Origin of the sequence: Amycolatopsis sp. NPDC059027 (assembly GCF_042739735.1) — a bacterium.
Taxonomy (GTDB): Bacteria; Actinomycetota; Actinomycetes; order Mycobacteriales; family Pseudonocardiaceae; genus Amycolatopsis.
Window position 1 is genome coordinate 8,388 of record NZ_JBHYIK010000118.1, and the last position, 10,130, is coordinate 18,517.

Genomic DNA, 10,130 nt, shown 5'->3' on the forward strand with positions numbered 1-10,130 from the left:
GCCCGGGGGAGCGGGGACCCCTGCGGCGGTGGGGGGCGGGTGGTGCTGAGGGCCGGTTTCCGTGGGTGGGGTGCACTGTTGGCGTCCTTCAGCACCATCAGTGCACCGAAGGCGTCCTTCAGCACACCGCCGCTAACGACCTGTCCACTGTGGACTGCGCCCGGCCGACCATGCGGCGTAGAACTCGTGGTGGTCCTTGCTGGTCATGAGCAGCGCCTGGGTGATCGCCTCCAGCTCGATGGAGCTGCCGAGATCCATGTCCAGTTCCCGGGTCAGCAGGACCTTGGTGGTGGCGTAGGCGAGTGCCGGACCATCGGCCAGCCGCCGGGCGAGCGCCGCGGCGGCGGCCGGGAGTTCCTCATCGTCCACAACGGACGAAGCGAGGCCGATCGACTCGGCGCGGACGGCGTCGACCTTGTCGCCGAGCATCAGCAGTTCGGTGGCCCGGCCGAGGCCGACCAGCCGGGGCAGCAGGTACGCCGAGCCCATGTCCGCCCCGGCGAGGCCGACCTTGGTGAACAGGAAAGCGAACTTCGCCGACCGCGCCAGCAGCCGGAAGTCACTGGCCAGTGCGAGCACCGAACCGGCACCGGCGGCGACACCGTTGACGGCGGCGATGATCGGCAGCGGGCATTCCCGCATCGCCTTCACCACGGCCCCGGTCATCCGGGTGAACTCCAGCAGTTCGGCGGTCTCCATCTTCTGCAGCTCGCCGATGATGTCTTCGACATCACCGCCGGAACAGAACCCGCGCCCGCGTCCGGTGAGCACGAGCACCTTCACGTCGCCCCGGTGCGGCAGTTCGGCGAGCAGGTCCCGCAGATCGGCGTAGCTGTCGAAGGTCAGCGCGTTGAGCTTGTCCGGCCGGTCCAAGGTGACCGTCGCGACGCCATCGTCCACAGTGAACTCGAAGTGCTCCCATTCCGCGGTGATCGGGGGAGTGGCACGGAACGGGCTCATGACTGGATTCCTCCACCGTCGAGTACGAGAGTCTGGCCGTTGATCGCGGCCGCCTCGGGCGCCGCGAAGAAGGTCACCGCGAAGGCGACCTCGTCGGGTTCGAGCAGTCTGCCCAGCGCGGACGCGGCGGCGAGGGCGGCTTCGGCGGCGGCCTCGTCCCGTCCGGTGCGTTCCCGGATCCGGGCCACCGACGTGGCCGTCATATCGGTCCGCACGAACGCGGGGCACACCGCGTTGGCGGTGACGCCGGTGCCCGCCACCTCCGCGGCCACCGCGCGCATCAGGCCGACCGCCGCGTGTTTCGACGCGGTGTACCCGGCGGTGTAGCGATAGCCGACGTGCCCGGCGGTCGAGGCGACGGTGACGATCCGGCCGTGGTCGCGTTCACGCATTCCGGGCAGGACGGCGCGGGTACACAGGAACGCTCCGGTCGCGTTGACCTCGAACTGCGTTCGCCAGTCCTCGACACTCGTCGCGTACACGGGCGCGCTCGTCGACACCCCGGCGTTGTTGACCAGTACGTCGATCGGGCCCGCTTCGGTGAAGAACGCCTTGACCGCCGCTTCGTCGGTGACGTCGCATTCGGCGCGTCCTGGCGCGAGAACGGTGTCGCCCGCTGCGCGGAAACGGTCGGCGATCGCGGCGCCGATACCCCGGGTGCCACCGGTGACGACCACGCGGCGGCTCATGACGTTGTTCATGACCCGGCCATCGTACGCAGCGCCCGCCGGTCGAGTTTTCCGTTGGCGGTACGGGGAAGTTCGGTCACGAACACGACCTCTCGCGGGTACTTGTGCTTGGCGAGGTGAGCACGTGCGAAGTCCTTGAGCGCCTCCGGTTCGACCGTCGCCCCCGTTCGCGGGACGACGTAGGCGCGCGGGAGCACGAGTCCGTCCACTGTGGCCCCCAGGACAGCGCAGTCCGCGACGTCCGGATGCCCGAGCAGGCAGTCCTCGATCTCGCCCGGCGCCACGAAAACGCCGCCGACCTTGAGCAGATCGTCGGCGCGGCCGTGGTGGTGGTAGAAGCCTTCGGCGTCGCGGCTGAACAGGTCACCGGAGGTCAGGGTGTCACCGTCGAAGGTCTTCGCGGACTTCTCGGCGTCGCCGTAGTACTCGAGCGCGATCGTCGGCCCGGTGATCCGCAGTGGTCCGATTTCCCCGTCCGGCAAGGGATTCCCGCTCTCGTCGACGACCTGAGCGGTGTAGCCGGGGACCTCCTGGCCGAGGCTGCCGTACCGCGCCTCGCCCGGCCGGTTGGACAGGTAGATGTGGTAGGCCTCCGACGAGCCGATGCCGTCCACGACCGGGACGCCGAAGGCCGCGTCCCATTTGCGGTGCAGTTCCGGGGGCAGCGCCTCGCCCGCCGACGTCGTCAGGCGCAGACAGCTCAGGTCCTGTTCGGACGCCGCCGGATGGGCGATCATGGCGCTCATCATCGTCGGCACGTTGACCAGCACGGTCGGCCGGTGCCGCGCGATCAGCTCGAAGATCAGGTCCGCCGTCGTCCGCTGGGGGAACACGATCCCGGCGGCGCCGACACCGAACGGGAACAACGCGGCGAGATCGCGCGCGTACCCGAAGAAAAGCTTGGGCACGGCGAGAATCCGGTCGTCCGCACGTAAACCGAGGACGCCGAGCGCGTAGCGTTCGAAGCTCTCGATGGGACTGCGCAAGGGGTGCACGCAAGCCTTGGGGGAGCCGGTGCTGCCGGTGGTGAACTTCCAGATCCCGATATCGTCCAACGTGGTAGGTGCGGTGTCCAGCTCATCGGGCGCCTCGGCCGCGAGTGTCCGCAGTGGACGTTCGCCGGGCCGTAGGTCTTCCGGCGGGACGTCGGTGACAAGCAGGTTCCGCGCGCCCGCCTCGCGCAGCGCGGGCAGCGTGACCGCGTCCGCGACCACCACGACGGCTTCGGCGTAGCCGAGGTAGTAGGCGTAATCCTTGGGCTGCAGGAACGGATAGACCTCGGCGGTGATCGCGCCGATCTTCTGCGCGGCGTACCAGGTCGCGACGAACTCCTCGCCGTCGCTCAGTGCGAGCAGCACCCGCTGTCCACTTCGGACACCCGTGTCGCGCAGCACATGTCCGATCCGGTTGACGAGCTTCGCCAGTTCGGCATAGCTGACGGTTTTCTCGCCACACAGCAACGCCGTCCGCTCGCCGCGGCCCTCCTCGACGTGGCGGTCGATGAAGTACGTGGCGAGGTTGACCGGCGCACTCATGTGACGGCCCCCAACTCGCGGATGGCTTCCACCAGCATGTCGGTCAGCACGCCGAAGGTGGCCTCGCCCTCCTCGGCGGTCGATTCGGCGGGGGAGCCGCAATACGCGTCGGACATCCCCAGCTCTTGGAAACCGGAATCCGGCGAGGCCGCGGCCAGCGTCACCGGCACATGCGGCAAGGTCCGCATCAGCGATTCGTCGACGAGTTCGGGCCGGTCGGCCAGCACCAGCGAGGTCTCGTACCGTCCGGCGTGGCATTCGCCGCTGCGGAACTCTTCGGTGAGCCGCTGCGCGTTCCGTCGCCGGACCAGATCGAGGTGGGCGACACGGCCGCCGTGCTCGGCGTTCAGCGTCTCGGCCGCATGGCGCAGCGTCGTCAGATGCGCGGGCTCGAAGTGGTTGTTCACCAGCAGGATCCGCGGCAGGCCCTGACCGATCAACGCCACCCCGACGTCGACGAGCAACCCGTGCAACGTCTCTTCGCCGATGTGGATGCCTCCGGCGAACCCGGCGGCGAACCGCGTCACCCCGTACGGGAGCGCGGGAAGGACGAGCACGCGCACGTCCGGATCCGCGTCGAGGCGGTCCGCCGCGCGGGCGCACATTCCGTGCGAGATCAGCGGATCCGTGCCGAGCGGCGCGTGCGGTCCGTGCGGCTCGATCGCGCCGAGGGGGAGCAGCAGCACCGGCGTGCGCGCACCAGCCGGCAGCTCGGCCACCTGCCGGGACGTGAGATCCGCGAAGAACGTCACGAGATTCAACCTACACCGCAGCGGCCTGAGGTGTATAGAGTTGGGGGCGTGGCCGTCGACGGATTCGAGCCGAGCCCCCAGGAGCTGGTCATCACACTGCTGGGCAGCTACGTGCACCCGCGCGAGACCCGGCGGATCTGGTCCGGCGGGCTCGTCGCGCTGCTGGCCGAGCTGGGTTTCTCCGACGGCGCGGCGCGGATCGCGCTGGCCAGGCTCGCCCGTCGTGACCTGCTGACCCGCCATCGCGCGGGGCGGCATGTGCACTACTCGCTGACCGCCCGCACCGTCGCGCTGCTCGCCGACGGCGACCGGCGGATCTTCTCCCTCGGTCGCCGGGAGAGCCCGGCCGGGACCTGGACCGTGCTGTGGCAGAACATCCCGGAAAACCGGCGTCCCGCCAGGGAGCGGCTGGTCCGGCGCCTGCGGTTCCTCGGCTTCGGCCCCTACACCGACGGCACCTGGATCGCGCCGCACGACCGCGAGGACGAGGTGCTCGCCCTGCTCGCGGAACTCGACGTCACCGAGTACGCCGGACTCTTCCTCGGGCGGCCGTCGGCGGGTCTGGACGTCCGTCGCTTCGCCGGGCGCGCCTGGGATCTCGACGAACTGTCGGCCCGCTACGACGCGTTCGTCCACGAGTTCGGCGGGCACGAGCCCGGCGAGCTGGACGATCCCGGCGCGTTCGGGGTGCGGACCCGGCTGGTGCACACCTTTCGCGCGTTCCCCGCGCTCGACCCGGAACTGCCCGCGGACCTGGTGCCCGCGCCGCGGCGCCGGGCGGCCGCGGTCGAGCTGTTCCACGATCTGTACACGGCGCTGGCCCCGGCGGCCCAGCGTCACTTCGACAAGGCGGTTCACCTATGACCGACACCGAGCAGGCGCTGAGCTACACCTCCTACCTCGCGCTGGACGACCTCCTGGACGCGCAGCGGCCCCGGTCGGACGAACACGACGAGCTGCTGTTCATCGTGATCCACCAGGTGTACGAGCTGTGGTTCAAGCAGCTCCTGCACGAGACGCGCTATCTGCAGGAGAACCTCGAAGCGGGCCGGACGGCGCACGCGATCCGCACGCTGCGGCGGATTCTCACCGTGCTCAAGGTGGTCGTCGAGCAGATCGACGTCCTCGAGACCATGACGCCGAGCCAGTTCAGCAGCTTCCGGGCCCGGCTGGACGCCTCCAGCGGCTTCCAGTCGGGGCAGTTCCGGGAGCTGGAAGCGGTTCTCGGTAGGCGGGACGAAAGTGTCCTAACCCACTACCCGGAGGGCTCTGAACAGCGGAAGCGCATTTCCGACGCGCTGAGCAGGCCCTCTCTGTTCGATTCGTTCCTCACCTATCTGGCGGAAAGCGGTTACTCGATTCCCCGCCGCACCGACGTCACCCGACCGGTGGAGCCCTCGCCCGAGCTGCAGGCGGTACTGCTGAAGATGTACCGCGACGACAGCGGTCAATCAGTGGTCGCCGAGCACATGGTGGACCTGGACGAAGGGATGCAGGAGTGGCGCTATCGTCACGTGAAGATGGTCGAACGCACCATCGGAGACAAGACCGGGACTGGTGGGTCCTCTGGCGCGACCTACCTGCGGACTACCTTGTTCCGTCCGATGTTCCCGGATCTCTGGGCAGTCCGGAGCCAGCTGTGAGCACCCTCGACGACATCCGCACCAGCCCCAACGCACTGGCCGGGTCCTACCGCCGCTTCGCGGTGGCCGACCGGCTCCTGCTGACCGGACATTCCCATCAGGCGTGGCCCGACGTCGCGGAGGAAGGGTTGCTCGAAGCCTTCGCCGACGCCGCCCGTGACGTCGACGCCAAATGGGACCGCGCGTTCGCGAAGGCCGACGAACTGCGCGCGGGATTCCGCGTCCTGCTCGGCGACCGGCGCGGCGAGTTCGCGCTCGGGACCAGCACGCACGACCTCGTGCTCCGCTTCCTTTCCGCGGTGGATCTGCCCCGGCGACCCCGGCTGGTGACCACCGACGGCGAGTTCCACACCCTGCGCCGCCAGCTCGCCCGGCTGGAGGAGGAGGGCGTCGAGGTCGTCCGCGTCCCGGTCGAACCGGTCACCACGCTCGCCGAGCGCGTCGCCGACCAGGTCGACGGCGGGACCGCCGCAGTGCTGATCTCGGCCGTGCTGTTCGAGACCTCCCGGCTCGTGCCGGGGCTCGCGCACCTCGCCGACGTGTGCCGTGGCCGCTCGGTCGAACTCGTCGTCGACGCCTACCACGCGCTCGGCGTCGTCCCGTTCTCGCTGCACGACCTCGGGCTGACCAACGCCTGGGTGCTCGGCGGCGGCTACAAGTACCTCCAGCTCGGCGAGGGCAACTGCTTCCTGCGGCTGCCCGCGCACGCGCAGGAGCTGCGGCCGGTGATCACCGGCTGGTACGCCGAATTCGGCGCGCTCGCCGACGAACGGCGGCCCGGCGCGGTCGCCTACGCACCGGGCAGCGACCGCTTCGCCGGCGCGACCTACGACCCGACCAGTCACTACCGGGCCGTACGGGTGCAGCGGTTCTTCACCGAGCAGGGGCTGACCCCGCGGTTCCTGCGCGAGGTGTCGCAGCACCAGGTCGGCCTGCTCGCGCGTCACTTCGACGAACTGGACCTGCCCGAAGACGTCGTCACCCGCGACCGCGAGACGCCGTTGGGCATGATCGGCGGCTTCCTCTCCCTGCGGTGCCGCGACGCCGCGGGCCTCCAGGCCGCGCTCGCCGAACGCGGGGTGCGCACCGACGCGCGCGGCCCATACCTGCGGTTCGGCCCCGCGCCCTACCTGTCGGACCTCCAGCTCGAAACCGCGATGGCGACCCTCGGCGAGGTCGTCCGCGGACAGTGACTCCGGGGCCGCGCGGCGTAGGCGGCCTTTCGGGCACATTCGGCGTCCAGAACCTGGGACCAGCCTTGGCCGGTGATCAGCCGGGGCCTTAGGTTGACGGGGTGAGGCACCGGCCGACGGGCGACCCCCGTCGGCCGGTGCTTCGGACCATCCACCAGGTGCGCAGCGGCCACAGCCGTGCGCGGGTCGACGAAGGAGTCACCACCGTGACCGAAGGAGTGTTCGGCCGGAACACCGGCCATGAGCAAGTCGTGTTCTGCCACGACCAGGCCAGCGGCCTGAAGGCCATCATCGGTATCTACTCGACCGCACTGGGCCCCGCGCTCGGCGGCACCCGCTTCCACCCCTACGAGTCCGAGGACGCCGCGCTCGCCGACGTCCTCGCGCTGTCGAAGGGGATGGCCTACAAGAACGCGCTGGCCGGGCTCGACCTCGGCGGCGGGAAGGCCGTGATCATCGGCGACCCCGCGACGCAGAAGACCGAGGCGCTCCTGCGGGCCTACGGGCGTTTCGTGCAGTCGCTCGGCGGCCGCTACATCACCGCCTGCGACGTCGGCACCTACGTGCGGGACATGGACGTCGTGGCCCGCGAATCGCGGTTCGTCACCGGCCGCTCGCCGGAGGACGGCGGCGCCGGCGACTCCTCCGTCCTCACCGCTTTCGGGGTGTACCAGGGCATGCGTGCCTCCGCCGAGCACGTCTGGGGCGTGCCGGAGCTGACCGGGCGCCGCGTCGGTGTCGCGGGGGTCGGCAAGGTGGGGCACATCCTCGTCGGGCATCTGGTCGAGGCCGGTGCGCGCGTGGTGGTCACCGACGTGTCGCCTGCCGCGCTGGACCGGGTCCGCGCGGCGTACCCGAGCGTCGAGGTCGTGTCCGATGTGGACACTCTGATCCGGTCCGAACTGGACGTTTTCGCGCCGTGCGCGCTGGGCGGGGTACTGAACGACGACACGGTGGCCGCGCTGCGGGCGCGGATCGTGTGCGGTGCGGCGAACAACCAGCTCGCGCACCCCGGGGTGGACAAGATGCTCGACGACCGCGGCATCCTGTTCGCGCCGGACTACCTCGTCAACGCCGGCGGCGTGATCCAGGTCGACGACGAGCGGCACGGGTTCGACTTCGAACGGGCCAAGCGCAAGACGACGGCGATCTTCGACACCACGAAGGCCGTGTACGCGCTCGCGAAGTCCGAAGGCGTGCCGCCCGCCACCGCGGCGGACCGCCTCGCCGAGCGGCGCATGGCCGATGTCGGCCGCCTGCGGGGAATCCTGCTCTGACTGTTCAAGGCTGGGTTGGTCGGGGCCAACCCAGCCACAAGGTCGACGAGTGCGCGCAGCGCGCGAGGAGACTTCACGGTCGAGCGCCCTCTTTTGGCCGATAGGCCCCGCTATCACGATGACAGGGCGCCCCTTCCGCGACGGTGACATTCGTCGAGAAGGAGCGCCCTGGCAGCGTGATAGCGGAAGCGCTCGATGAAAAACTCAGCCGCTCTTGCGGCGGAACTGGCGCTTGTTCGCGGCGGGGCCGTGCGCGTGCTGGTTCTTCGGGCCACCGTTCTCGTGGGAGGAACCCGACCGCGCGTGGGCCTGCTTGCGCTCGAGTGCCTCGCGGAACTTGCGTTTGACGTCGTCCTCCTCGCCGCTCTGCCGCGACGGTTCCGGTTCAGCCATGCTTACCTCCGAGGTTACGACGTGTGACCGTTCCAGCCTGTCAGGTGCGTGCCGCGTTGGCGAGCGGATTTCGCCCCGGCGTCGGGAGAATCACCGATCCGGTGTGGGCATCTGGACCGGGCCGCCGAAGCGGATCCGGTCGCGGACCAGTGGACGGCCGCAGTGGTCGCACAGCAGCGTCGGAACCAGCCGGTTCCCGCATTCGTCGTGGTAGAGCGTGAGGTCCGCGTCCTGGCCCGGTACCTCGAAGCCGCGGGCCCACTCGACGATGAAAGCCAGCGCGGGGAAGAACGCCAGTCCCTTCGAGGTGAGCCGGTAGGCCCTGGCGTCGGCGCGGGTCGCCGCGGTTTCGGTCCGTAGGACGCCGACCTCGACGAGTTTGCTGAGCCGCCCCGACAGCACGCTCGGGCCGATGCCGAGTTCGCGTTCGAACTCCGAGAAGTGCCGCGCGCCGAGCATCGCCGAGGACACCAGCCCGGTGGACCACCGGTCACCGAGCAGTTCCATGGTGTCCGGGAAGAACATCACCGGGTCGTGCGCGAGCGGTTCGGCGTCCTTGCGGCGGAAGCGTTTCGACGCCGTCGCCGCGCCGATCCCGGTCGCGTCGAGCCGTTTCGCGCTGATGTCGCGCGCGTCGACCCGGCAGCCGCAGGTGCCGCAGCCCAGCGGCGCCGAGGTGGTCAGCCCGCAGTCGAGGTGGATCAGCGTCGGCAGGACCTCCCGGCGACCGGGGATCCATTCGCGCTCCCACGCCCAGATCGAGATGAACAGCGGCCACAGTTCGAGGCCGCGTTCGGTGAGCCGGTACTCGTGCCGCGTCCGGTTGGTGTCGCGGTAGGGCGTCCGGAGCAGGACTCCGTTCTCCACCAGGGCACCGAGCCGCCCGGACAGCGCGGTCGGGGAGATGCCCAGCCGCAGCCGAAGCTGCTCGTACCGCCGGAAGCGCAGGAAGACGCCTTGCAGGATGAGCAGCGTCCACTGGTCGCCGAGCAGCTCGAGTGCTCGGCGGACCGACTCTCCTGCCGGTCGGACACGGTGTGCGGTCGCTTCGGTCACCGGGGACCCCTCTTTCCGTCGTGGACCCAGCTTAGCTGACTACACCTAGAGAAGCCTATTGACAGCTGGGTACACAAATCATAGTCTCGTCCCCGTCAGCCCGCACCGCAGGGGAGAGCTCGATGGTCAGCACTTCCGCACAGTCGCCCACGGTGGCCCGGACGGCACCGGACGCTCACGGAGCCGAACAGGTCAACCGGTGCCCGCGCGACGCCTATGCGCTGGGTGGCATCGAGATCGGCAACGCGGCCCAGGGGGTCGCCGGAGACTGCCCCGCCCGGCCGCTCCCGGCCGGGCCAGAGGGATCGACCCGCTACGGAAACGGTAGCCAGGTCGGAGTGGCAGGCCCGTGGCCTGCGGGTTTCGCGGTCGCGAAAAGCGCGGCCGGGATGTCCGGATAAAGGCACCTCCTCCGGCACGCGCCCGGCAGGACCGGGAGCGTGCGGGAGGAGGCCGGCGGAGGCCGAAGCAAAGCATGGAAGGGCACACGTCGCCCTGCGGCGTGTGGGGGCCGTGCTGTGCTCTCCGCCGGAACCCCGCCCCCCCCGCCACCCCCCCCCCCCCGGGCAGCGGGGGCCCCGCGCCGCAGGGGAGGGGCCGGGGCCGGGTGGGGGGGGCGGGGCACCCCCTCC

At 70.2% G+C, this 10,130-nt stretch carries 11 protein-coding genes; 5 read left to right on the plus strand and 6 right to left on the minus strand.

Features of this window, described 5'->3' with window-relative positions:
- Positions 1–132 precede the first annotated feature (132 nt).
- Genes ACFWY9_RS42855 through ACFWY9_RS42870 form a run of 4 tightly spaced genes read right to left on the minus strand, consistent with a single transcriptional unit; the run spans position 133 to position 3,936 of the window.
- Positions 133–960, minus strand: coding sequence for an enoyl-CoA hydratase family protein (locus ACFWY9_RS42855; RefSeq protein WP_378341597.1), 828 nt, complete (start codon positions 958–960; stop codon positions 133–135).
- Positions 957–1,649 carry an SDR family NAD(P)-dependent oxidoreductase gene (locus ACFWY9_RS42860; RefSeq protein WP_378331479.1) on the minus strand — a complete coding sequence of 231 codons (693 nt, stop codon included), beginning with the start codon at positions 1,647–1,649 and terminating at the stop codon, positions 957–959. The genes ACFWY9_RS42855 and ACFWY9_RS42860 overlap by 4 nt, the downstream gene beginning before the upstream one ends.
- Positions 1,650–1,657: 8 nt before the next feature.
- Positions 1,658–3,184: a benzoate-CoA ligase family protein gene (locus tag ACFWY9_RS42865; RefSeq protein WP_378341598.1), complete on the minus strand. Its 1,527-nt coding sequence runs from the start codon at positions 3,182–3,184 to the stop codon at positions 1,658–1,660.
- Positions 3,181–3,936 carry a creatininase family protein gene (locus tag ACFWY9_RS42870; protein WP_378331465.1) on the minus strand — a complete coding sequence of 252 codons (756 nt, stop codon included), beginning with the start codon at positions 3,934–3,936 and terminating at the stop codon, positions 3,181–3,183. The genes ACFWY9_RS42865 and ACFWY9_RS42870 overlap by 4 nt, the downstream gene beginning before the upstream one ends.
- 48 nt (positions 3,937–3,984) lie before the next feature.
- On the opposite strand from ACFWY9_RS42870, the gene ACFWY9_RS42875 reads away from it, so the two are divergent.
- From ACFWY9_RS42875 to ACFWY9_RS42890, 4 genes are all read left to right on the plus strand, one after another.
- Entirely contained in the window at positions 3,985–4,800 is an 816-nt protein-coding gene (locus ACFWY9_RS42875; protein ID WP_378341599.1) for a PaaX family transcriptional regulator C-terminal domain-containing protein, read from the plus strand.
- Positions 4,797–5,579 carry a tryptophan 2,3-dioxygenase gene (locus ACFWY9_RS42880; RefSeq protein WP_378331463.1) on the plus strand — a complete coding sequence of 261 codons (783 nt, stop codon included), beginning with the start codon at positions 4,797–4,799 and terminating at the stop codon, positions 5,577–5,579. Before ACFWY9_RS42875 ends, ACFWY9_RS42880 begins: the two co-directional genes overlap by 4 nt.
- Positions 5,576–6,772 carry a kynureninase gene (locus ACFWY9_RS42885; RefSeq protein WP_378331462.1) on the plus strand — a complete coding sequence of 399 codons (1,197 nt, stop codon included), beginning with the start codon at positions 5,576–5,578 and terminating at the stop codon, positions 6,770–6,772. Before ACFWY9_RS42880 ends, ACFWY9_RS42885 begins: the two co-directional genes overlap by 4 nt.
- Before the next feature lie 206 nt (positions 6,773–6,978).
- Positions 6,979–8,049 (plus strand): Glu/Leu/Phe/Val dehydrogenase dimerization domain-containing protein, encoded by a 1,071-nt coding sequence (locus tag ACFWY9_RS42890; RefSeq protein ID WP_378331461.1) that lies wholly within the window; start codon positions 6,979–6,981, stop codon positions 8,047–8,049.
- A 204-nt stretch (positions 8,050–8,253) separates the two neighbouring features.
- Here ACFWY9_RS42890 and ACFWY9_RS42895 read toward each other — a convergent pair whose 3' ends face one another.
- Both ACFWY9_RS42895 and ACFWY9_RS42900 read right to left on the minus strand, forming a co-directional pair.
- Positions 8,254–8,442 (minus strand): DUF5302 domain-containing protein, encoded by a 189-nt coding sequence (locus tag ACFWY9_RS42895; protein ID WP_378331460.1) that lies wholly within the window; start codon positions 8,440–8,442, stop codon positions 8,254–8,256.
- A gap of 90 nt (positions 8,443–8,532) precedes the next feature.
- Entirely contained in the window at positions 8,533–9,498 is a 966-nt protein-coding gene (locus ACFWY9_RS42900) for a winged helix-turn-helix transcriptional regulator (protein ID WP_378331459.1), read from the minus strand.
- A 122-nt stretch (positions 9,499–9,620) separates the two neighbouring features.
- Between ACFWY9_RS42900 and ACFWY9_RS42905 the strand changes: the two genes are divergently transcribed.
- Positions 9,621–9,899 (plus strand): hypothetical protein, encoded by a 279-nt coding sequence (locus ACFWY9_RS42905; protein ID WP_378331458.1) that lies wholly within the window; start codon positions 9,621–9,623, stop codon positions 9,897–9,899.
- Positions 9,900–10,130 lie beyond the last annotated feature (231 nt).

Excerpts from the sequence above, each read along its gene's own strand:
- ACFWY9_RS42855 (WP_378341597.1), bottom strand. The coding sequence starts at position 960 with ATGAGCCCGTTCCGTGCCACTCCCCCGATCACCGCGGAATGGGAGCAC.
- ACFWY9_RS42860 (WP_378331479.1), bottom strand. The coding sequence starts at position 1,649 with ATGAGCCGCCGCGTGGTCGTCACCGGTGGCACCCGGGGTATCGGCGCC.
- ACFWY9_RS42865 (WP_378341598.1), bottom strand. The coding sequence starts at position 3,184 with ATGAGTGCGCCGGTCAACCTCGCCACGTACTTCATCGACCGCCACGTC.
- ACFWY9_RS42880 (WP_378331463.1), top strand. The coding sequence starts at position 4,797 with ATGACCGACACCGAGCAGGCGCTGAGCTACACCTCCTACCTCGCGCTG.
- ACFWY9_RS42895 (WP_378331460.1), bottom strand. The coding sequence starts at position 8,442 with ATGGCTGAACCGGAACCGTCGCGGCAGAGCGGCGAGGAGGACGACGTC.
- ACFWY9_RS42905 (WP_378331458.1), top strand. The coding sequence starts at position 9,621 with ATGGTCAGCACTTCCGCACAGTCGCCCACGGTGGCCCGGACGGCACCG.